Source organism: Streptomyces sp. cf386, from assembly GCF_900103585.1.
In the GTDB taxonomy this organism is placed as follows: domain Bacteria; phylum Actinomycetota; class Actinomycetes; order Streptomycetales; family Streptomycetaceae; genus Streptomyces.
Map to the genome: position 1 here is coordinate 409,124 of NZ_FNHV01000003.1, position 20,691 is coordinate 429,814.

General features: G+C 68.4%; 22 protein-coding genes. 4 read left to right on the top strand and 18 right to left on the bottom strand.

Going from position 1 to position 20,691, the window contains the following annotated elements:
• Window positions 1-50 precede the first annotated feature (50 nt).
• From BLU79_RS09680 to BLU79_RS09690, 3 genes are all read left to right on the top strand, one after another.
• The gene (locus BLU79_RS09680; RefSeq protein ID WP_093905244.1) at window positions 51-506 is read left to right on the top strand and encodes a hypothetical protein; all 456 of its coding nucleotides are present in this window, start codon (window positions 51-53) and stop codon (window positions 504-506) included.
• Window positions 507-600: 94 nt separating this feature from the next.
• On the top strand, window positions 601-1,569 hold the full coding sequence (gene coaA / locus BLU79_RS09685) for a type I pantothenate kinase (protein WP_177000955.1): 969 nt from the start codon (window positions 601-603) through the stop codon (window positions 1,567-1,569).
• A gap of 16 nt (window positions 1,570-1,585) precedes the next feature.
• A complete protein-coding gene (locus BLU79_RS09690; protein ID WP_093905246.1) occupies window positions 1,586-2,533 on the top strand; it encodes a DUF389 domain-containing protein in 948 nt (315 codons plus the stop codon).
• 14 nt (window positions 2,534-2,547) lie between these two features.
• On the opposite strand, the gene BLU79_RS09695 is transcribed toward BLU79_RS09690, so the two are convergent.
• From BLU79_RS09695 to BLU79_RS09715, 5 genes are all read right to left on the bottom strand, one after another.
• Window positions 2,548-3,066 (bottom strand): hypothetical protein, encoded by a 519-nt coding sequence (locus tag BLU79_RS09695; RefSeq protein ID WP_143052478.1) that lies wholly within the window; start codon window positions 3,064-3,066, stop codon window positions 2,548-2,550.
• Between the two features lie 150 nt (window positions 3,067-3,216).
• Entirely contained in the window at window positions 3,217-4,575 is a 1,359-nt protein-coding gene (glmM, locus tag BLU79_RS09700) for a phosphoglucosamine mutase (protein ID WP_093905248.1), read from the bottom strand.
• A gap of 233 nt (window positions 4,576-4,808) precedes the next feature.
• Window positions 4,809-5,321 carry a 30S ribosomal protein S9 gene (gene rpsI / locus BLU79_RS09705; RefSeq protein WP_093905249.1) on the bottom strand — a complete coding sequence of 171 codons (513 nt, stop codon included), beginning with the start codon at window positions 5,319-5,321 and terminating at the stop codon, window positions 4,809-4,811.
• A 42-nt stretch (window positions 5,322-5,363) separates the two neighbouring features.
• Window positions 5,364-5,807, bottom strand: coding sequence for a 50S ribosomal protein L13 (gene rplM / locus BLU79_RS09710; RefSeq protein ID WP_030046395.1), 444 nt, complete (start codon window positions 5,805-5,807; stop codon window positions 5,364-5,366).
• Between the two features lie 286 nt (window positions 5,808-6,093).
• Window positions 6,094-7,353 (bottom strand): glycosyltransferase family 87 protein, encoded by a 1,260-nt coding sequence (locus tag BLU79_RS09715; RefSeq protein ID WP_093905250.1) that lies wholly within the window; start codon window positions 7,351-7,353, stop codon window positions 6,094-6,096.
• Window positions 7,354-7,426: 73 nt separating this feature from the next.
• On the opposite strand from BLU79_RS09715, the gene BLU79_RS09720 reads away from it, so the two are divergent.
• Window positions 7,427-8,314, top strand: a complete 888-nt coding sequence (locus tag BLU79_RS09720) for a hypothetical protein (RefSeq protein WP_093905251.1) — start codon at window positions 7,427-7,429, stop codon at window positions 8,312-8,314.
• Window positions 8,315-8,411: 97 nt separating this feature from the next.
• Here BLU79_RS09720 and BLU79_RS09725 read toward each other — a convergent pair whose 3' ends face one another.
• The 13 genes from BLU79_RS09725 to map all read right to left on the bottom strand — a co-directional run bounded on the left by BLU79_RS09725 (window position 8,412) and on the right by map (window position 20,610).
• Window positions 8,412-9,185, bottom strand: a complete 774-nt coding sequence (locus BLU79_RS09725; RefSeq protein ID WP_093905252.1) for a polyprenol monophosphomannose synthase — start codon at window positions 9,183-9,185, stop codon at window positions 8,412-8,414.
• Between the two features lie 29 nt (window positions 9,186-9,214).
• Window positions 9,215-10,525, bottom strand: a complete 1,311-nt coding sequence (locus BLU79_RS09730; RefSeq protein ID WP_093905253.1) for a UDP-glucose dehydrogenase family protein — start codon at window positions 10,523-10,525, stop codon at window positions 9,215-9,217.
• A gap of 87 nt (window positions 10,526-10,612) precedes the next feature.
• Window positions 10,613-12,451, bottom strand: coding sequence for an ArnT family glycosyltransferase (locus BLU79_RS09735; RefSeq protein ID WP_093905254.1), 1,839 nt, complete (start codon window positions 12,449-12,451; stop codon window positions 10,613-10,615).
• Window positions 12,451-13,473 (bottom strand): glycoside hydrolase family 26 protein, encoded by a 1,023-nt coding sequence (locus tag BLU79_RS09740; RefSeq protein WP_093905255.1) that lies wholly within the window; start codon window positions 13,471-13,473, stop codon window positions 12,451-12,453. The genes BLU79_RS09735 and BLU79_RS09740 overlap by 1 nt, the downstream gene beginning before the upstream one ends.
• Window positions 13,473-14,888 (bottom strand): glycosyltransferase family 2 protein, encoded by a 1,416-nt coding sequence (locus BLU79_RS09745; protein WP_093905512.1) that lies wholly within the window; start codon window positions 14,886-14,888, stop codon window positions 13,473-13,475. The genes BLU79_RS09740 and BLU79_RS09745 overlap by 1 nt, the downstream gene beginning before the upstream one ends.
• Window positions 14,889-15,308: 420 nt before the next feature.
• On the bottom strand, window positions 15,309-16,175 hold the full coding sequence (truA, locus tag BLU79_RS09750; RefSeq protein WP_093905256.1) for a tRNA pseudouridine(38-40) synthase TruA: 867 nt from the start codon (window positions 16,173-16,175) through the stop codon (window positions 15,309-15,311).
• A 141-nt stretch (window positions 16,176-16,316) separates the two neighbouring features.
• Window positions 16,317-16,817, bottom strand: a complete 501-nt coding sequence (gene rplQ, locus BLU79_RS09755) for a 50S ribosomal protein L17 (protein ID WP_093905257.1) — start codon at window positions 16,815-16,817, stop codon at window positions 16,317-16,319.
• A 181-nt stretch (window positions 16,818-16,998) separates the two neighbouring features.
• Window positions 16,999-18,021, bottom strand: a complete 1,023-nt coding sequence (locus tag BLU79_RS09760) for a DNA-directed RNA polymerase subunit alpha (protein WP_093905258.1) — start codon at window positions 18,019-18,021, stop codon at window positions 16,999-17,001.
• Window positions 18,022-18,173: 152 nt separating this feature from the next.
• Entirely contained in the window at window positions 18,174-18,578 is a 405-nt protein-coding gene (rpsK, locus tag BLU79_RS09765; RefSeq protein WP_003956432.1) for a 30S ribosomal protein S11, read from the bottom strand.
• Window positions 18,579-18,644: 66 nt separating this feature from the next.
• Entirely contained in the window at window positions 18,645-19,025 is a 381-nt protein-coding gene (gene rpsM, locus BLU79_RS09770) for a 30S ribosomal protein S13 (protein WP_055536772.1), read from the bottom strand.
• A gap of 195 nt (window positions 19,026-19,220) precedes the next feature.
• Entirely contained in the window at window positions 19,221-19,334 is a 114-nt protein-coding gene (rpmJ, locus tag BLU79_RS09775; protein WP_003998809.1) for a 50S ribosomal protein L36, read from the bottom strand.
• Window positions 19,335-19,397: 63 nt separating this feature from the next.
• Window positions 19,398-19,619, bottom strand: coding sequence for a translation initiation factor IF-1 (gene infA / locus BLU79_RS09780; protein ID WP_003948620.1), 222 nt, complete (start codon window positions 19,617-19,619; stop codon window positions 19,398-19,400).
• A gap of 154 nt (window positions 19,620-19,773) precedes the next feature.
• On the bottom strand, window positions 19,774-20,610 hold the full coding sequence (gene map / locus BLU79_RS09785; RefSeq protein ID WP_093905259.1) for a type I methionyl aminopeptidase: 837 nt from the start codon (window positions 20,608-20,610) through the stop codon (window positions 19,774-19,776).
• Between the last annotated feature and the right edge of the window lie 81 nt (window positions 20,611-20,691).

Here is a 20,691-nt window from a genome sequence, read left to right on the forward strand (position 1 = left end):
GTGGGCGTCCGCGCGACGCCCACCCCACCCCCGCCAGGAGAAGAAGGACCATGTCCGACTACGGCTTCGCCCGCGCATCCGATGAAGTCCTCGCCGTCCGCAACGAGCTGGCCGACGAGGCGGTCCAGGCGCTGCGGCGCGCCGGCCTGCCCGCCTTCCTCGACGGAGGAACCGCACCGGCGGACCGAGCCGGCGCCGTGGTCCAGGTGGAGCCCGACGCGGAAACGGCCTCGGCGCCGGTGTCCGTGGGGTGGCGCTGCGACCCCGGCATGGTCGAGGCGGCTGTCGACAGCCTCACGTCCGGCGGTCCTGGCACACCGGCCGCCCGCTACCCCGGGATGATCGGTCAGCACATGCAGAGCACGCTGATCAAGATCCTGCTCTCGGCGGGAGTCATCGCGACGCCGGACAACGACACCATGAGCCCGGAACGTGTCCTGGTCTTCGGCATGATGTCCGACCTGCCGCCCGCCCTGAGACCCACGTTCGTGCCACCGGGAAGCTGATCCGCACCTGCCCCGCATCCGGGCGTGACGCACCCCACCCCCCACCCCGTTCAAACTCCGTTAACAATGGACTGTGATCTCTCCGGTCTCCTCGATGCCCCGGAGCGCCCACCGGCAGCGGCCGGAGGCGACTCCCTACGTCGATCTCACCCGCGCCGAGTGGAGCGCGCTGCGCGACAAGACCCCGCTGCCGCTCACCGCGGAGGAGGTCGAGAAGCTGCGCGGTCTCGGTGACGTCATCGACCTCGACGAGGTCCGCGACATCTACCTCCCGCTCTCCCGCCTCCTCAACCTCTACGTGGGCGCCACCGACGGCCTGCGCGGCGCCCTGAACACCTTCCTCGGCGAGCAGGGCTCCCAGTCCGGCACCCCGTTCGTGATAGGAGTCGCCGGCTCGGTCGCCGTAGGAAAGTCCACGGTCGCCCGACTCCTGCAGGCCCTGCTCTCCCGCTGGCCCGAGCACCCGCGCGTCGAACTGGTCACCACGGACGGCTTCCTCCTGCCCACCAAGGAGCTCCAGGCCCGCGGCCTGATGTCGCGGAAAGGTTTCCCCGAGTCCTACGACCGCCGCGCGCTCACCCGCTTCGTCGCCGACATCAAGGCGGGCAAGGACGAGGTCACGGCCCCCGTCTACTCCCACCTCATCTACGACATCGTCCCGGACCGCAAGCTCACGGTCCGCCGCCCCGACATCCTGATCGTCGAGGGCCTGAACGTCCTCCAGCCCGCCCTCCCCGGCAAGGACGGCCGCACCCGTGTCGGCCTCGCCGACTACTTCGACTTCAGCGTGTACGTCGACGCCCGCACCGAGGACATCGAGCACTGGTACCTCAACCGCTTCAAGCGGCTGCGCGAGACGGCCTTCCAGAACCCGTCCTCGTACTTCCGCAAGTACACCCAGGTGTCCGAGGAGGAGGCCCTCGACTACGCCGGCACGATGTGGCGCACCATCAACAAGCCCAACCTGGTGGAGAACATCGCCCCCACCCGCGGCCGAGCCACCCTCGTCGTACGCAAGGGCCCGGACCACAAGGTGCAGCGGCTGAGCCTGCGCAAACTCTGACGACTACGCTGCCCCCATGCTCCACCTCCGCCTGATCACGCCGTCCGACAAGACCGACGACGTGGTCCGCCTGATCGAGAAGACGGCAGGAACGGCCCACCTCGCCGTCGTGCCCGGCGCCGCGCGCAACCCCGCCGGGGACCTGGTGCTGTGTGACGTGGCACGCGAGGCGGGCGACGAACTCCTCACCAACCTCCAGGAGTTGGGCATCGAGGAGTCCGGGTCCATCGCCGTCGAGAACATCGACCTGTCGCTGTCGAAGCGGGCCGACAAGGCCGAGGAGGAGGCCCCCGGCGAGGGCGCGGACGCGGTGCTGTGGGAGCACCTCGCGGACGCCACGCACGAGGAGTCGACCCTCTCCGTCACCTACCTCTCCTTCATCACGCTGGCCACGATGATCGCGGCCTGCGGTGTGGTGCTGGACAACGCGATCCTGATCGTGGGCGCGATGGCGGTCGGCCCGGAGTTCGGCCCGTTGGCAGGCTTCTGCACGGCGATCGTCCAGCGGGCGCCGCGCCTGGCGTTGCGCTCACTGATCGCGCTGCTGGTGGGCTTCGCGGTGGCCATGCTGGTCACGGTGGGCTTCAGCCACTTCATGGACTCCGTAGGCCTGTTCAGCGTGGAACAGCTGGACGCCGAACGCCCCAACACGAACTTCATCTACCGGCCCGACTGGTTCTCCTTCGTCGTGGCCGTCCTCGCGGGCTGCGCGGGCACCCTGTCCCTGACCTCGGCCAAGTCCGGCGCTCTGGTGGGTGTCGCCATCTCGGTGACCACGGTCCCGGCCGCGGCGAACGCAGCGGTGGCGTTCAGCTACAACGAGTACAGGCAGGCGTGGGGCTCCACCGAGCAACTCCTGCTCAACCTGCTCGGCATCATCCTGGCGGGCACGCTCACGCTGCTGGCCCAGAAGTGGCTGTGGGCCAGGCAGCGCGAGCGGACGGCGAAGGCGAGCGGCCTCTAGGGCCCTGTCCGGCGCTAGTACCGCACTTCGCAGTTCGCGGCGATGCTGTCACCGAGGTCGCGGAACACCACGTCGGAGCCGGCGCCACAGTTCACCGTGTCGTTGGCGAAGCCGTCGCTCACGCCGATCGTGTCCCTGCCGGAGCCGGTCGTCACGGTGTCGGAGCCGGGGCCGGCGTCGACGAGGGTGCGGAGCGCGATGCTCGACCCGTTGAAGCTGTCGTTCCCGTCGACCAGCCCGACCGAGAGCCCGCTGGTGGTGGCGACGCTGCCGCAGTCGGCGCTGGTGGCGGACAGCCGGACGCACCCCATTCCCACCGTGACGCCCGTGGTGTCCGCGAGGATCAGCCGTCCGCCGGACACGGTGGCCGTCACCTGGTTCGCCACACCGGCACGCGCGCTGAGGTAGGCGCTGCCGAAGAGGCGGAACACGGTGGAACCGGGGGTCTGGGCCGCGGCCGGGGTGGCAAGCGCGGTGACGAGGAAGCCGGCGGCCAGCACCGGGCCGACCGCCCGCTTCAGGGGAGTGCTCACGATCTTCATGCTGTGTTTCTCTCTTCCGTCGAGGCAGGTGCCCGGGCAGTGCCGGGCGCACCCCCCTCGACGCAAGTGAAACAATCAGTGATCAGGCACGCACTCTTTGCGACGTACATTCGAGTGACATACGCCCGGTGAGCCGTGGGACTAGCCCAGCGCCGACTTCACCGCATCGGCCAAGCGCCCGGCAACGGACCGGGCCTGATCGATGTCGGCCGCCTCGACCATCACCCGCACCAGCGGTTCCGTCCCCGACGACCGCAGCAACACCCGCCCCGTCGAGCCCAGTTCGCGTTCCGCGTCGTCGACAGCGGCAGCGAGGTCGGCTGAGGTCTTCACCCGGGACTTGTCCACATCCGGCACATTGATGAGCACCTGCGGCAGCCGCTCCATCACGGAGGCAAGATCCCGCAGCGAACGCCCGGTCTGCGCGACCCGCGCCGCCAACAGCAGCCCGGTCAACGTACCGTCACCGGTCGTGGCGTGATCGAGGATGATGACATGCCCGGACTGCTCGCCCCCCAGGGCGTACCCGCGCTCCTTCATCTCCTCCAGCACATACCGGTCACCGACCGCGGTCTGCACCAGCGCGATGCCCTCACGCTCCATGGCCAGCTTGAAGCCGAGGTTGGACATCACGGTCGCGACCACGGTGTCGGCCCGCAACTCGGACCGCTCCCGCATGGCCAGGGCGAGGACGGCGAGGATCTGGTCCCCGTCCACCTCGTCCCCGCTGTGATCCACGGCGAGGCAACGGTCGGCGTCACCGTCGTGCGCGATCCCCAGCGCGGCCCCGTGCTCGATGACGGCGGCCTTCAGCTTGTCCAGATGCGTGGACCCGCACCCGTCGTTGATGTTGAGCCCGTCCGGCTCGGCCCCGATCGTGACCACGTCGGCCCCGGCCCGCGCGAAGGCCTCCGGCGAGACGCCCGCCGCTGCACCGTGCGCCTCGTCGAGGACGATCTTCAGCCCGTCCAGCCGGTTGGGCAGCACGCCGAGAAGGTGGGCGATGTACTCCTCGAACCCCTGGTCGTACGACCGCACCCGCCCGACGCCCGCACCGGTCGGCCGCTCCCACGGCTCACCGTGCCGGTGGGACTCGTACACGGACTCGATACGGTCCTCCAGCTCGTCGGCGAGCTTGTGGCCGCCGCGGGCGAAGAACTTGACGCCGTTGTCGGGCATGGCGTTGTGGCTGGCGGAGAGCATGACGCCGAGGTCGGCGCCGAGCGAGCCGGTGAGATGCGCCACCGCGGGCGTCGGCAGCACACCGACCCGCAGCACATCGACACCCGCGCTCGCCAGGCCGGCCACCACGGCGGCCTCCAGGAACTCCCCGGACGCACGCGGGTCCCGTCCGACCACCGCGGTCGGCCGGTGGCCCTCGAAGGTGCCCGCCTCGGCCAGTACGTGCGCCGCCGCCACCGACAGACCGAGCGCCATCTCGGCCGTCAGATCCGCGTTGGCGACGCCGCGCACGCCGTCCGTGCCGAAGAGTCGTCCCACTTGTCCTCCTGAGGAAACATCAGTTCCGGGAAGCGGAGCCGGCGTGTGCGATACGCCGCCGGGGGCTCCCGCCTCCCAGGCATTCCATGCCGGGGGCATCGGATCACACAAGCCTTTGAACGCCTTGTGCCGTTATACGCCCGAGGCCGGTGATAAAACGAACGCCCCGGTGGCACTGTGGCGTGCCGCCGGGGCGTTCGGAGTACCGGAGTACGTGCAGAGGCAGCCCGCGCTTAGCGCTTGCTGTACTGCGGGGCCTTGCGGGCCTTCTTCAGACCGGCCTTCTTGCGCTCGACCGCACGGTCGTCGCGCTTGAGGAAGCCGGCCTTCTTCAGCGGGCCGCGGTTGTTGTCGACGTCGGCCTCGTTCAGCGCGCGGGCGACACCGAGACGGAGCGCACCGGCCTGACCGGAGACACCGCCACCGGCGATGCGGGCGATGACGTCGTAGCGACCTTCGAGCTCGAGCACCTTGAAGGGCTCGTTGACTTCCTGCTGGTGCACCTTGTTCGGGAAGTAGTCCTCGAGCGTACGCCCGTTGATCTTCCACTTGCCGCTGCCCGGCACGATGCGCACCCGGGCGATGGCGTTCTTACGACGACCCAGGCCGGCGGCGGGCTGGGGCTCACCGAAGCGCGAGGCGAGGGACTCGGAGGTGTACTCACCCTCCACCGGAACCTCGGACTCGGTGGTGTAGCTGTCGATGTCAAGCTCTTCGAGCGGCTGCTCGGCAGTGGTCTCGGCCACGATTCTCCTCAGATTCTCTTCAGGCTTAGGGGGTGGCCGGACTTACTGCGCGACCTGGGTGATCTCGTACGGCTGCGGCTGCTGCGCGCCGTGCGGGTGCTGGTCACCCTTGTAGACCTTCAGCTTCGAGAGCATCTGACGGCCCAGCGTGTTCTTGGGGAGCATGCCCTTGACGGCCTTCTCGATGGCCTTCTCGGGGTTCTTGTCGAGGAGCTCGTCGTAACGGACGGAGCGCAGACCACCCGGGTAGCCGGAGTGGCGGTACGCCATCTTCTGGGTCCGCTTGTTGCCGGAGAGGTGCACCTTGTCGGCGTTGATGATGATGACGAAGTCACCGGTGTCGACGTGGGGCGCGTAGATCGGCTTGTGCTTGCCCCGCAGAATGGAGGCGGCGGTGCTGGCGAGACGGCCCAGGACGACGTCCTGAGCGTCAATGACGTGCCACTGGCGCGTCACATCGCCGGGCTTGGGGCTGTACGTACGCACGGTTCGTAGCCTTCGCTTCGAGTGAATGGTCCTGACAAGGTCACCGAAACGATCACGACAGCCTGAGCCACTGCGGCGACGCATACCGCGTACGTGGGGTTGCTGGTCATCGGCCCGGTGGACCGGTGTAAGGGCCCGTCCCGTGAGAATGAGCAAGCCAATACACAACGAACATGCAGGATACCTGCGACGGCTCGGCCGGGTCAAAACGGGTTGCCGCCCGGCGTGCGCCTGCGGACGAGGCCCAGGCATTTCAGCCCGTCCGGCGTTTGAGGACGAGGCCCCTTCAGGGCCGGAACGGGGGTCTGGGGGCGGAGCCCCCAGAAAGGCGGCCCGGGGTCGAAGGGGCAGAGCCCCTGGAGGATGGGACGGGCAGGGGCGGCGGGGGCGAGAGATCCCGACCGAACCGGCAGCAGTGAACGGCGAGCGCCACCGCCAGACCACACAGCGTGACCGCATCCCGGAAGGCCCTCCGCTGCACGGCTTCCAGATAGGGCCAGCTCACACCGGGAACCTGCGAAACCATCGCCACCCACAACCAAGGCCCCCGACCCACCGCCCCCTCCCCCGGCACCCCCGCCACCAGCAGCGGCACCACAACCAGCAGATAGTGGTCGTACGACGGCCTGGAGACCAGAAACGCCGAGAGCATCAGCATCGCCGCCGTCTCCGCCAACCGCCCCGCACCTCCACCCGCGCCCCCACCCCGCCACCACCACCGCCGGTACGCACACCCCACCCCCACCCCCGCAGCCACCACCGCACCCCCCGCGGCCACCACCCCCGGCACCCCCACCCTCGGCAGCACCGCAATCGGCGAGGCCTCGTACAGCCGCACAAACCCATCACCACCGCGCAGCAGAAACGGCAGCGTGCGCGTAAAGAACCCCGCAGGATCCGGCAGCAGCAACGCCGCCCCCACGGACGCCACCACCGGCACCCCGGCCATCACCCCCAGCCCCCGCCACCGCCCCGCGAACACGAACAGCAACCCCACCGGCGCCAGCAACGGCTTCAACGCGACGGCCGCCCCGATCACCACCCCCGCCGCGACCCACCGCCCCCGCCCCGCCAGCAACAGCCCCCACGGCAGCGCGAGCACGGCCGTAGCCGTCCAGTTCCCCAGCAGCACCAGGTGGGCGAACGGAGCGAACCCCACCGCGAGCCCGATCAGACCGAGCGCAGCGAAGCGGCTGCGCAACGGAACCCCGTGCAGCCGCAGCGCGCACACCCAGCCACCCACCAGACACCCGGTCACCGCCACCGGCACCAGCACACCCAGCACACCCCGCGGAATCACCGCCTGCGGAGCCGCCGCCAGCACCGCGCTCGGCAAATAAAGGAAGTGGGAGTCGTCATACGGCGAGCCCCCGGCCAGCCAGACCCGCGCCGCCCGCACGACGATGGCGTTGTCCATCCCTCCGTCCGAGGTCACACGCGCCGTACGCACCACCAGCGCCGCCAGCACGGCCCCGAGCACCACCCACAGATGCCACGTCGCCCGTCGTACCAACCACCCGGAGATGTCGCTTTTGTGCTCGCTCATCGACTGAACGCTAGGTGCCCTTGGGCTCCTTGGGGCGGAGCGGCACACCCGCGACCCGTCTAAGATGCGCCCCATGAGCTATGGGCAGCAGGGGGGACCGCAGTCCCAGTGGGATCCCTGGAAACCGCACTCCCAGCAGCCGTGGAGCAGCGGCGGCGGCGACGAAACTCCGGACTGGGCCGCCCTCGCTGAGGCCTCCGAGTCGCGCAACAAGCGGCGCCGGCTGCTGTTCATCGGCGGCGGCGCGCTCGCCACCATCGCGGTCGGCACCGCCGTCGCCGTGGCCGTGGTCTCGGCGAACAGCGGCAACTCCGCCGACAACAATCCGACTTCGGGGCAGTCCGGGACCGCGGCACTGCCGGGCGCCACCGCCAAGGCCCCGTCGTTCGCGTCGACGAGCGCTCCGCCGCCGCTGGACCCGAAGGACTTCGTCTCCGACAAGAGCAAGGACACCGCTCCGCTCGGCGCACAGATCCTGTTCCCGGGCACACAGCTCACCGAGGCCGGGACGCTGTACAAGAAGGGCGCGACGGACGACACGAAGAGCTGCTCGGCGGTCGCCAAGGGCGGGCTCCCGAAGATCCTCACCGCCAACGACTGCACCCGCATGCTGCGTGTCTCCTACGTCAAGGGCGGCATCGCGGTGACGGTCGGCGTGGCCGTCTTCGACACCGAGGCCCAGGCCACCAAGGCCGCGAGCAAGGCCGACCCCCAGAAGGACTTCCTCAGGTCGCTCTCCGGCAAGGGCATCGGTGGCTTCTGCAACTCCACCGTCTGCCTGATGTCCGCCAACTCCTACGGCCGTTACGCCTACTTCACCATCACCGGCTTCACCAGCGGCAAGGACGTGACGAACAAGGACACGGCGGTCTACCAGACCAGCAACAACCTGAAGGCCTTCACGTTCCGCCAGATCCGCACGCGGGGCGAGGTCCAGGCGTCGGCGGCGGCCAACGAGTAGGACGAGTGACGAGTAGCGGGTGAGCTGCGGCGGTGGTCGACATGCAGTCGATCACCGCCGCAGCTCATTCGTACTACTCCCCCCTACACCCTCACCCTCACCGGTGCTTCATACGCAGCCGGATCGGCACCACCGCCGACTCCAGCTGCGTCTTCAGCGTCATCTTCGACACACCCTCGGTCCGCTCCTCGAAGCGGATCGGGATCTCCACCGCGCTGTGCCCGGCCCGTACGGCCTTGAACTTGAGCTCGACCTGGAAGCTGTAGCCCGCGCTGTCCAGGGTGGCCAGGTCGATGTCCCGCAGGGTCGCCGCCGACCACAGGTTGAACCCGGCCGTGATGTCCCGGATCTTCGTGCCGAGCACGGTGCGGGCGTAGCGATTGGCGAACCGGGACAGCAGAACGCGGTGCATGCCCCAGTCCTCGTCGAGCGAGCCGCCCTCGACGTACCGGCTGCCGACGACCAGGCCCACCCCGGAGGCCACGGCCGTCCCCAGCATCCGCGGCACCGCCTCCGCCGGGTGGCTGCCGTCGGCGTCCATCTGGACGACGTACGCGGCGCCCTCCGTCAGCGCGGCGCTCATGCCCGCGACGTACGCCCGCCCCAGCCCGTCCTTCTCGGTGCGGTGCAGCACGCTCATCCGGCGCCGGCCGGCGGGCTGGTCGGTGTTGTACTTCTCGGCCAGTTCCTCGGCCAGCCGCCCGGTGCCGTCCGGGCTGGAGTCGTCGACGATCTTCAGGTGCAGCCCGTCGATCGGCAGGCCCAGCACCAGCTCGGCCATCCGCGGCAGGTTCGCGGCCTCGTTGTACGTCGGCATCACGACAGTGACCGGTACGCCCGGGTGTCTGTCGTGGCTGTCACGTCCCGTCATGTCTTTCTCTTTCCCTCCCCTAGGAGCCCCTACCGGAGCCCCTCCCCAACGGGCGCGGTCCTTCCCAGCGCCCGGAACCGCCAGCCCGCCGCGGTCCAGCGGTCCGCGTCGAGCACCCCCCGCCCGTCCACGATCCGCGGACGGGAAACCAGCGACCGGGCCCGCTCCGGGTCGATCTCCCGGAACTGCGGCCACTCGGTCAGATGCAGCACGAGATCGGCGCCCCCCAGCGCCTCCTCGGCCGACAGCGCGTAGCCGAGGAGCGGGAACGCCTTGCGGGCGTTGTCCATCGCCTCGGGGTCGTAGACCGTGACATCGGCGCCGTCGAGGCGCAGCCGGGCTGCGACATTGAGCGCGGGCGAGTCACGGATATCGTCGGAGTCCGGCTTGAAGGCGGCCCCGAGTACGGCGATCCGGGCCCCCAGCACCGAGCCGCCGCACTGCTCCCGGGCCAGCTCGACCACCTTGTCGCGGCGCCGCATGTTGATCGCGTCGACCTCGCGCAGGAAGTCCAGGGAGACCCCCAGCTCGTCGGCGCGGTGCGCGAAGGCGCGGATGTCCTTGGGCAGACAGCCCCCGCCGAAGCCGACGCCGGCCCGCAGGAACTTGGGGCCGATCCGGTCGTCGTACCCGATGGCCTCGGCGAGCACGCCGACGTCACCGCCCGCTGCCTCGCACACCTCCGCCATCGCGTTGATGAAGGAGATCTTGGTGGCGAGGAAGGCGTTGGCGGCCGTCTTGACCAGCTCGGCGGTCGGGAAGTCGGCGGTGACGAGCGGGGTCCCGGCGGTGAGGACGGAGGCGTACACCTTCCGCAGGATCGTTTCAGCACGCTCCGACCGCACCCCGAACACCAGCCGGTCCGGCCGCAACGTGTCCTCGACCGCGAACCCCTCCCGCAGGAACTCCGGGTTCCAGGCGACCTCGACACATGCGTGCGTGTCCGCGAGCCGACCCGCCGTCCCCACCGGCACGGTCGACTTGCCGACCACCAGCGCGTCGGGGGCGGCGTGCTCGGCGATGGCCGCGAAGGCGGAGTCGACGTACGTCAGATCCGCGCCCTCGGAGCCCCCCAGCTGAGGCGTCCCGACACACACGAAGTGCACGTCCGCGAAGGCCCCGGCCTCCGCGTAGTCGGTGGTGAACCTGAGCCGCCCGCTCGCCGTGTGCTCGGCGATCAGCTCGGGCAGCCCGGGCTCGTGGAACGGCACCCGGCCGGCCTGCAGCGCGGCGACCTTGTCCGGGTCGACGTCGACGCCGAGGACCTCGTGGCCGAGCTCCGCCATGCAGGCGGCGTGGGTGGCACCGAGGTAGCCGGTGCCGATGACGGTGAGCCGCATGGGTACGGCGCCTTTCTTGCTTCAGCGCGGACGCGCTCAGGAGGTCCTGATGCTCAGGAGGTCCTGATGCTCAGGAGGTCTTGATGCTCAGGAGGTCTTGATCCAGATGCGGTACTCGCTCGTGCCGTTCGCGTTGCGGAACGGGATCTCGGCCAGCAGCCGGTAGTGCGAGTTGCCCTTGGTCGCGGCGGCGATGATGTCGTCCACCCTCGGGTTGGTGAGCCCGTCGAGGACGATCAGGTCGAAGTCGCCGTCCTTGACGGCCGCCTTGTAGGCCTCGTCACCGCTGTAGTACTTGCCCTTGGCGTCCTTGTACTCCATGCCGAAGAGGCTGTGCCACTGACGGTGACTGGACTTGTCGTACAGGTAATAGACGGGCACCTCGGGCGTCGACGCGAGGTAGTTGCCCTTGCGGTCCACATGGGGCTCGATGGAGTTGATCATCTTCGTGGCGTTCGGCCAGATGTCGAAACGCCAGTCCGCCTGCTGGATGCCCAGGCACAGCACTGCCGTCCAGAGCATGATGCCGAGCTGGGGATAGCGGAAGTGCGCGCCCACCAGGCGGGTCACGCCCACCCCGGCCATCGGCGCGGCGAAGAGCAGACCGAAGCCGACGTGCTTGAACAGCGAGACCACGGTCCCCAGATGGATCTGGTACGCCGGTGCCAGCACGGCCGTGCCGCACAGCACCAGGCCGAGCAGCGCCCGCCAGCGCCAGCCGGGGCTGCCCAGGTGCAGGGCGAGCGGCGACTCGTTCATACGGCTGCGCCGGACGTACGAGATGGCGCCGCCCACGGCGGCCAGGAACATCAGCCCGCCCCACTTGACGGTCTGCTCCAGCAGGAACGCGGTGGTGTCGGTGCCCTTGGCCCGGTCGGTGGTGGTCTGGCGCACACCGGCCATCAGGTCGGTGGTGTACATACCCGCCGCCAGCAGACCGCCGATGCCGAGGGCGAGCAGCACCATCCGCGCGAACGCCTTGCCGCCCTTGTGCGGCCACGCGGTCAGCAGCGCCAGCACGACGATCGTCGGCAGATACAGCGCGGAGGCGTACTTCACCCCGACCGCCAGCACCCCGACGGGCGCGGCCAGCAGCACGGCGAACACCGGCGCCCGGTCGGTGCGCACGACGATCCAGGTCGTCAGGGCGAGCAGGAACACCGCGGCCGCGTCGTAGGTCGCGAAGTAGCCCATGACGACGGTCGACTGGAGCACCGCGAAGAGCGCGGCGGCGGCCAGCGCGGCCCGCTCGTTGAACAGGCGCCGCGTGAACGAATACAGCAGCCCGGTCGTGCAGAGCATGAAGAACAGGCTCAGGGTGCGCGCCCCGGCCAGCCCGAACTTCGCGTCCACGATCGCCGCGAGCACCGGGTAGAGCTGCGGCGACCCGGAGAAGTACGCGGCGTAGTCGCGGGGCAGCTCGGTGCCGTTGAGCAGGTGGTCCAGCTCGGCGTGGCCGGCCGCCAGGTACAGGGCCTCGTCCTGGAACGCGGTGTTGGACAGCCGCAGCGACAGTGCCGCCTGGATGGCCATGATGCACAGCAGCACGGCCCGGCTGACCCAGGCCCGCCGCCGGCTCGCGGCCATGTCCCAGCCGGCTTCCGGCGTTTCGGGGATGTGGTACTCGGGCTCGTCCGGCACCTGCTGGTACTGGACCGTGCGCAGGGCGTACGTCGGCTGGTCCTCGTGCTGCCCCTGCGGCTGCTGCGGGATCTGCGCCGGGTACGGCTCCTGGTACTGCTCCTGGTACTGCTCCTGGTACGACTCCTGGTACTGCTCCTGCTGATGCCCGTACTGGCCGTCGTCGTACCCGTAGCCCTGCTGAACGGACCGCTGCCCGTTCGAGTTGAACCAGCTGGAGGCCGACTCTTCCTCGGCGTACGGATCGTAGGGCTGAGGCGTGTAGTGATCGTGTCGGGAGGTCATCACGGCTTCCTGACGTCGAAGCCGAAGCTGTCGTCGGCGGCCAGGCGCTTGAACTCCTTCAGCGCCAGCGGGCTCGCCTCCAGTCGCCAGTCGGCACGCTTTTTGTGGTTGAACCAGACGAAGCCGAGCATGTCGTCGTCCGCCGTGACGCCCGCGAACAGATTGCGGATGTCGGCACGCCGCCGCTCACCCGCCATCGCGGCGGTCTCCAGCAGGATCATCGGCTTCTTGGTGAAGGTGCGGACCTGGTCCCGGGTCGCCCCGAAGACGCTGTCGAAGGCGCCGTCCTCCTCGATGGTCCAGTAGCCGATCAGGCCGACCCAGTCGACGTACGCGTCGCCCGGGTAGTACGGCTTCAGCTTCACGCTCTTGACCGGGTTGACGATGTTGGGCGACCAGGCCCAGATGACGTTCGAGGCGCCTACGTCGATGAAGGTCTCGTGGATGTGCCGCCAGGCGGCCACGTAGTCCTCGGGGGTCACGTCCTTCGTGCCCCACTTCTCCCAGTGCCCGTTGAACTCGTCGGCGAAGGAGATCACGACGGGCAGGTTCAGCTTGCGGACCGCCGTCGCGTACTCCTTGATGTACGCGTCCGACTTGCCCGCCGCGATATCGGCGATCGGCGTGTCGAAGGGCTCCCACGACATCAGCGTCATGGCGCCCTCACGCCAGGCGTTGCGCACCCCGGTGGCATCGAAGCCGTCGCCCCAGGCGGCGTAGTACTCGATGAGGTTCGGCTGCTTGCCGACCATCCTCGTGTATGTGTCGAGGCCCTTCATGGAGTTCGGCGCACCGTCGACCGCGGCGCCGAAGTACTTCTTGCCCGGCTTCAGCAGCGGTACGACGTCGTAGGGCACGTCGCTCTCGGGACTGGCCTCGGCGTCGGCGCCGGCCTCGCCCTGCCGGCCGGTCTCCGAGGAGCCGCCCGAGTCCTCACCGAGGACCGAGCAGCCGGTGAGGGCGAGCGCGCCGGCGAGCAGACAGGCCGCCAGAGCCGTACGAGTGCGGGTGAACGCCTTCATCAGGCCACCGCCTTCTCGCGGGGCTGCACCAGGACCCGGCCCACGACGAGGGCGTAGAACAGCCCCGAGGACAGGATCAGGGCGAAGTCCGGGGCGTCCATGGTGAACGACCGGTAGACCGCTCCCAGGACCCAGATCAGCGCGGTGCCGCCGCTCCAGACCCACATGCCGATCCAGAAGCGCCGGGTCTTGTTCTTCTTGGCACCGGAGGAGCCGGTGGGCTGCCAGCCCATGCGGTTTTTGCGGAGGATGTCCCAGATGGCGAAGACATGGGCCCAGCCGTACATCAGACGGGCCGCCCAGGCCTCCAGGCGGTAGGGCGCCTTGTGCCACATCGGGAAGATGATCGTGGTGTAGATGATGCTGGGCAGCACCAGGACCAGATGCTCGACCATCAGCTTCTCCGGCATCATGATCAGCAGCACGATCGGGATGACCGGGGCGGCGAAGGTGAACAGCGCCGTGTGGATGTAGTAGAAGAAGCCGGACATGTAACACAGGCGGCTGGAGAGCCTGATCTTCGCCTGCCAGAACTTCCGGCTGCCGAGCAGGCTCATCGAGCCGGAGCACCAGCGGTACTGCTGGTTGAAGAAGGCACCCGCGGTGTCCGGGCACACCCCCGTCGACACGGCGACCGGCACATACCGCAGATCCCAGCCGAGCCCGCGCAGATCGAACCCGGTGTGCACGTCCTCGGAGTGCTCGATCAGCGTCGTACCGCCGTTGGTCTCCAGGGCCGCCCGCCGGTACACCGCGCAGCTGCCGACGCAGATCGCGCCGTCGCTGCCCTGCCTCGACACCTGCACGGACCGGTAGAACAGCTCCTGCACCGCGCCCGCGCCGCGCTCGATCCAGTTCTGCGAGTCCAGCACCCGGAAGTACTGCGGCGACTGGACGATCCCGATGCGCGGGTCCGCCTCCATGTACGGCAGCAGCTCCTGGAGCAGATCGGCGCGCGGAGTGAAGTCGGCGTCCAGGATCAGGATGTACTGGCCGTCGGACTGCCCGAACCCGAAGTGCAGGTTGCCGGCCTTCTTGAACCAGCCCCGGTTCTCCCGGGTGCCGTAGCGGAACCCGAAGTCCCGTGCCATGGCGGCCAGTTCGGGACTGGCCCCGTCATCGAGCACGAACGGCACGCAGACACCCGGATACCGGTCGGCCATCTCCCGCACATGCCGCCAGGTGTTGTGCAGCACCTCGATGGGCTCGCCGCACACCGGCAGGAAGACGTCGACCGTCGGGTACACCTCGGGCCGCCAGTTGTGCACCAGCCGCTTGTGGTGCGCGATGTCGAAGTCCCGGGTGAAGCCGTTCACCCGCAGCGACACCAGGTAGTAGAGGACCGTGAAGACCAGCAGCGGCGTGTAGATCCACAGCACCGGCGTCGACTGGGCCAGCTTGAACTGACTCATCACCAGACAGCAGAAACTGACCAGCGAACTGATCGTCAGGATCCACAGACGCCGGCGCGCGTAGGAGTACTTCTCCTTGTCCGTCGGCGGCAGCGGCAGCAGCCCCAGCGGAGCGCCGTCACCCCGCCCCGCCTTCCGCCGTCCACCGCCGCCGTTTTGACGCACGGCGCGTCGCCCCCCGGTCCGCGCAGGACCAACTGAACTCATGAAAAACCCACCCCCGGGCCTGGATAAGACCCGTTGACCCCCACCCTCTACTCGGCCGTCCCCATGTCGATTTCTCGAACAAAGGCCAAGCAGCTCGAACTAGCGCCCGAGCGACGAAAGGCTATACGAGAGGTAAGAAGGCCGTAAGGGGCATCAAGAGGACTTACGCCCAGTAAGTCCAGACATGTGCGCTATCTGGCCTCAAATGTCGGGTAACTAACAGGTTTCGCATCCGGACGTCCCGGGCAGGGATCGCCTGTTCCGCGCCTCCTTGCTCCGCGCGGCGAGCAACTCGTCGGCCGGGTACCCGACTTCTTCGAGAGTCAGCCCATGCGGCCGTACGACATGCACGGCCGAGTCCCTGACCCCGGCGGCGAGCACCTTGCCGGGCCAGTCCGCGGGCCGGTGCCCGTCCCCCACGAACAGCAGCGCCCCGATGAGCGACCGCACCATGTTGTGGCAGAAGGCGTCGGCCCGCACGGTGGCGGTGATGATCCCGTCGTCCCCCCGCACCAGGCTCAGCTCCTGCAGCGTACGGATGGTGGTGGCCCCCTCCCGCTTCTTGCAGTAGGCGGCGAAGTCGTGCTCCCCGAGCAGCCCCCGCGCCGCCTCGTTCATGGCACCGACATCGAGGGGCCAGTCGTGCCAGAGGACGTGATTGCGCAGCAGCGGGTCGACACCGCCCGGGTTGTCGGTGACGCGATACGCGTACCGCCGCCACACCGCCGAGAACCGCGCGTTGAACCCGCTGGGCGCCTCCCTCAGCGCCCACACCCGCACGTCCTTCGGCAACCGCCCCGCAAGCCGCTTGAGCAGCTTCTCGTGGTGCTCACGCCAGACCGACTCCGGCAGATCGACATGCGCCACCTGCCCCCGCGCATGCACCCCGGCATCGGTACGCCCCGCCACGGTCAGCTCATACGCCGTACTCCCCGACCGCGTCACGGTCCGCAGCGCATCCTCGATCTCCCCCTGCACGGTCCGCCTACCGCCGGCCTGCTTGGCCCAGCCTGAGAACTCGGTCCCGTCGTAGGACAGGTCGAGACGGATACGGACGTAACCGGGTGCAGCTTCATCACTCACGTACAGATCCTCTCAGCAACACAAGAGCGGGCCCGCTCCTCGAAAGGAACGGGCCCGCAATCGCCCTTCAGGGGCGCGGGGAACTGCGCGAACAACCACGACGAAGCCGCAGCCGCAAGATGGCAGCCACCCGGCAGACGCTTAGGCGTCCTTCGACTCCTCGGCGGGAGCCTCGTCGGCCTTGGTCGTGTCGACCTTGGCCTCGGCAACCTCGGCGACCTCGGCGTCCTTGGCAGCGCGCTTCGTCGCGGCCTCGGCCTCACCCGTGGCCTCCTGCGCCACCGTCAGCGCCTCGACCAGCTCGATGACAGCCATGGGCGCGTTGTCGCCACGGCGGTTACCGATCTTGGTGATACGGGTGTAGCCACCCGGACGGTTCTCGTACCGCGGGCCGATCTCGGTGAAGAGCGTGTGGACGACGCTCTTGTCCGTGATGACCTGGAGCACCTGACGGCGGTTGTGAAGGTCGCCCTTCTTCGCCTTGGTGACCAGACGCTCGGCGTACGGCCGCAGACGGCGGGCCTTCGCCTCGGTGGTGGTGATACGGCCGTGCTCGAACAGCGCCTTCGCAAGGTTCGCGAGGAGGAGCTTCTCGTGCGCGGCACTGCCGCCCAGACGGGCACCCTTGGCGGGCTTCGGCATGGTGTTTCTCCTAGGTGTCTGCCCCGGCCGTGTCAGGTACCGGGGTCAGTATCCGAGCAGACGGTTGTCCGTCGGAGATCCGGACGAGGCCCCGAAGGGGCCCGTCCGGAAGGGGCGCGGGGAACTGCGCGACAAGCCACAGCGCACCCGCACCCAAGATCAAGCAGTCGGTCCCGAGCCCTTAGTACTGCTCGGTCTCGACGAACCCGGCATCCGCATCGTCGTCCGCGCCGAAGGCATCCGCGGCGGCCGTGGGGTCGAATCCGGGCGGGCTGTCCTTCAGGGCCAGGCCCATACCGGCCAGCTTCGCCTTGACCTCGTCAATGGACTTCGCACCGAAGTTACGGATGTCCAGGAGGTCGGCCTCGCTGCGCGCAACCAGCTCACCCACGGAGTGGATGCCCTCACGCTTGAGGCAGTTGTACGACCGAACGGTGAGCTCCAGCTCCTCGATCGGCAGCACCAGATCGGCGGCGAGCGCGGCGTCCGTCGGGGACGGACCCATGTCGATGCCCTCGGCGTCGATGTTGAGCTCACGGGCAAGCCCGAACAGCTCGACCAGCGTCTTACCAGCAGACGCCATGGCGTCACGCGGACGCATCGCCTGCTTGGTCTCGACGTCGACGATCAGCTTGTCGAAGTCGGTGCGCTGCTCGACACGCGTGGCCTCGACCTTGTACGTGACCTTCAGAACCGGCGAGTAGATGGAGTCGACCGGGATACGGCCGATCTCCTGGCCCACCTGCTTGTTCTGCACGGCGGAGACGTAACCACGACCACGCTCGACCGTCAGCTCCATCTCCAGCTTGCCCTTGCCGTTGAGCGTGGCGAGGACCAGGTCGGGGTTGTGCACCTCGACACCGGCCGGGGGCGCGATGTCGGCGGCGGTGACCAGACCCGGACCCTGCTTGCGCAGGTACATCACGACCGGCTCGTCGTGCTCCGAGGAGACGACCAGCTGCTTGATGTTGAGGATCAGGTCGGTGACGTCCTCCTTGACGCCCGGCACGGTGGTGAACTCGTGCAGCACGCCGTCGATACGGATGGACGTGACCGCCGCACCCGGGATCGAGGACAGGAGGGTCCGGCGCAGGGAGTTGCCGAGGGTGTAACCGAAGCCCGGCTCCAGCGGCTCGATCACGAACCGGGAACGGAACTCGTCGACGACCTCTTCGGTCAACGAGGGACGCTGAGCAATCAGCATGTGTGGATCAGATCCTTCTTTCGTGGACGCCCGCTATTTGACGCCCGACGGAAACCGCGCCCATGAAAAGCGCGGGTACTGCAAGGGTACGGGCGATACAGCCCACCAGAGCCGTACCGCCCGAAACCAAGCCTGCGTGAAGCAGCCGTACGTCAGACGCGACGACGCTTCGGCGGGCGGCAGCCGTTGTGCGGGGTCGGGGTGACGTCCTGGATGGAGCCGACCTCGAGACCGGTCGCCTGAAGCGAACGGATCGCGGTCTCACGACCCGAACCCGGACCCTTCACGAACACGTCGACCTTGCGCATGCCGTGCTCCTGGGCGCGGCGGGCAGCCGACTCGGCGGCCATCTGCGCGGCGAACGGCGTGGACTTCCGGGAGCCCTTGAAGCCGACGTGGCCGGCGGAGGCCCAGGAGATCACGTTGCCGGACGGGTCCGTGATGGAGACGATCGTGTTGTTGAACGTGCTCTTGATGTGCGCGTGGCCGTGAGCGACGTTCTTCTTTTCCTTGCGGCGCACCTTCTTGGCAGCGCCCTGACGACCCTTGGGGGGCATCTATAACTCCTACGGGAGGTGGTCGGTCCTACAGCGAAGACCGCTGGACGGCGAGTCCGCTGCGGACTACTTCTTGCCCGGCTTCTTCTTACCGGCGATGGCGCGACGCGGGCCCTTGCGGGTACGGGCGTTCGTGCTGGTGCGCTGACCGCGGACGGGCAGACCACGACGGTGACGGAGACCCTGGTAGCAACCGATCTCGACCTTGCGGCGGATGTCGGCCTGGATCTCGCGACGGAGGTCACCCTCGGTCTTGATGTTGTTGTCGACGTACTCACGAATCGCGACGAGCTGCTCCTCGGAGAGGTCGCGAACGCGGGTGTTCGGGTCGATGCCGGTCTCGGCCAGCGTCAGCTGGGAGAGCGTCCGGCCGATGCCGAACACGTAGGTGAGGGCGACCTCCACGCGCTTGTCGCGCGGGATGTCAACACCGGAAACGCGTGCCATTCAATGGCTCCTGGTGATCTTCGGAGGTCTTCCGCAGAACCGGCTCCCAGCCGCCGTACCAGGTACGAACTGGGTCCCCGGCCTCCGGACCGGGGGTGTCAGACGAACGCATGCGCCGCCTGGGCTCCACGTATTTACATATTCAGCTCGCGTCGCGCGAATCCCTGCGAATGCAGAGGGAGAGATCTGCTGCGATCAGCCCTGGCGCTGCTTGTGGCGCGGGTTCTCGCAGATGACCATGACCCGACCGTGACGGCGGATCACCCTGCACTTGTCGCAGATCTTCTTGACGCTCGGCTTGACCTTCATTGGGTGAGGTTCTCCGGGTCAGTTGCCGAAGTCCCGCGCGGAAACGCGGGACATGGGCAAGATCTACTTGTACCGGTAGACGATCCGGCCACGCGTCAGGTCGTACGGAGACAGCTCCACCACGACCCGGTCGTCAGGGAGGATGCGGATGTAGTGCATACGCATCTTGCCGCTGATGTGTGCCAGGACCTGGTGGCCGTTCTGGAGCTCGACCTTGAACATGGCGTTCGGCAGAGACTCGACGACAGTGCCCTCGATCTCGATGGCACCTTGCTTCTTGGCCACGCTTCGCCCTTCGGAATCGACTACCTTGATCGACCCCTGCACTGTTCCCTTACGGGCGCATGCGGACATGCGAGTGCACGAGAGCCGACGAGTCAGTCTACGTCAGCGCACCCGGAAAGACGAATCGGGGAAGTCTGCCCCACAGCGGTGATCATTACGCCAGCGGATCGGGCGCGGCGGTGATCCCGTACTCGGCGAGCTTCGCCTTGCCCCCGTCGGGAGCCGTGAGCACGAGCGGACCCTCCTCCGTCAGCGCCACGGAGTGCTCCCAGTGGGAGGACCAGGTGCCGTCGGTGGTGATGACCGTCCAGTCGTCGGACAGGACCTCGGTCTTCGGGGTGCCCAGCGAGACCATCGGCTCGATCGCGAGGCAGAAGCCCGGCACCAGCTTGGGGCCCTTGCCCCGCCGGCGCTCGACGTAGTTCAGCAGGTGCGGGTCCATGTGCATCTCGGTGCCGATGCCGTGGCCGCCGTAGTCCTCGATGATCCCGTACTTGCCGCCGCCCGGCTTCGGCTGGCGGCGGATGTACGTCTCGATGGCGCGGGAGACGTCGACCAGCCGATTGCCCTGCTTCATCGCCGCGATGCCGGCCCACATCGACTCCTCGGTCACCCGGGAGAGCTCGACCAGCTCCGGAGCGTGACCGGAGCCCACGAAGGCCGTGTAGGCGGCGTCGCCGTGCCAGCCGTCGATGATGGCGCCGGCGTCGATGGAGATGATGTCCCCGTCCTTGAGGACGACGTCGTCGGACGGGATGCCATGGACCACGACCTCGTTGGCGGAGGTGCAGATGGTCGCCGGGAACCCGCCGTAGCCGAGGAAGTTCGACTTGGCCCCGTGCTCGGCGAGCACCTTGCGCGCGACCTCGTCCAGGTCCTTGGTGCTGGCCCCGGGCACCGCGGCCTCACGGGTGGCCGCGTGAATGGCGGCGACGACCAACCCCGCCTCACGCATCTTGGCGATCTGCTCGGGGCTCTTGATCTGCACCATGGGGACGGGGGCCTTTCTCGGACCGGTAACGGGACTGCTTCAACCATAAGGGCGGAGTCGGCGCACCCCACCCCATGCAGC

What these genes read in the sequence shown, in the direction of transcription:
- BLU79_RS09735 (WP_093905254.1), bottom strand. Translation starts at nt 12,451, where the DNA reads ATGACCTCCCGACACGATCACTACACGCCTCAGCCCTACGATCCGTAC.
- BLU79_RS09680 (WP_093905244.1), top strand. Translation starts at nt 51, where the DNA reads ATGTCCGACTACGGCTTCGCCCGCGCATCCGATGAAGTCCTCGCCGTC.
- coaA (WP_177000955.1), top strand. Translation starts at nt 601, where the DNA reads ATGCCCCGGAGCGCCCACCGGCAGCGGCCGGAGGCGACTCCCTACGTC.
- BLU79_RS09730 (WP_093905253.1), bottom strand. Translation starts at nt 10,525, where the DNA reads ATGCGGCTCACCGTCATCGGCACCGGCTACCTCGGTGCCACCCACGCC.
- BLU79_RS09725 (WP_093905252.1), bottom strand. Translation starts at nt 9,185, where the DNA reads ATGACGGGACGTGACAGCCACGACAGACACCCGGGCGTACCGGTCACT.
- rpmJ (WP_003998809.1), bottom strand. Translation starts at nt 19,334, where the DNA reads ATGAAGGTCAAGCCGAGCGTCAAGAAGATCTGCGACAAGTGCAGGGTG.
- BLU79_RS09740 (WP_093905255.1), bottom strand. Translation starts at nt 13,473, where the DNA reads ATGAAGGCGTTCACCCGCACTCGTACGGCTCTGGCGGCCTGTCTGCTC.
- rpsM (WP_055536772.1), bottom strand. Translation starts at nt 19,025, where the DNA reads ATGGCACGCGTTTCCGGTGTTGACATCCCGCGCGACAAGCGCGTGGAG.
- rplQ (WP_093905257.1), bottom strand. Translation starts at nt 16,817, where the DNA reads ATGCCGAAGCCCGCCAAGGGTGCCCGTCTGGGCGGCAGTGCCGCGCAC.
- BLU79_RS09715 (WP_093905250.1), bottom strand. Translation starts at nt 7,353, where the DNA reads ATGAGCGAGCACAAAAGCGACATCTCCGGGTGGTTGGTACGACGGGCG.
- rpsK (WP_003956432.1), bottom strand. Translation starts at nt 18,578, where the DNA reads ATGCCCCCCAAGGGTCGTCAGGGCGCTGCCAAGAAGGTGCGCCGCAAG.
- BLU79_RS09760 (WP_093905258.1), bottom strand. Translation starts at nt 18,021, where the DNA reads ATGCTGATTGCTCAGCGTCCCTCGTTGACCGAAGAGGTCGTCGACGAG.
- BLU79_RS09690 (WP_093905246.1), top strand. Translation starts at nt 1,586, where the DNA reads ATGCTCCACCTCCGCCTGATCACGCCGTCCGACAAGACCGACGACGTG.
- BLU79_RS09720 (WP_093905251.1), top strand. Translation starts at nt 7,427, where the DNA reads ATGAGCTATGGGCAGCAGGGGGGACCGCAGTCCCAGTGGGATCCCTGG.
- map (WP_093905259.1), bottom strand. Translation starts at nt 20,610, where the DNA reads ATGGTGCAGATCAAGAGCCCCGAGCAGATCGCCAAGATGCGTGAGGCG.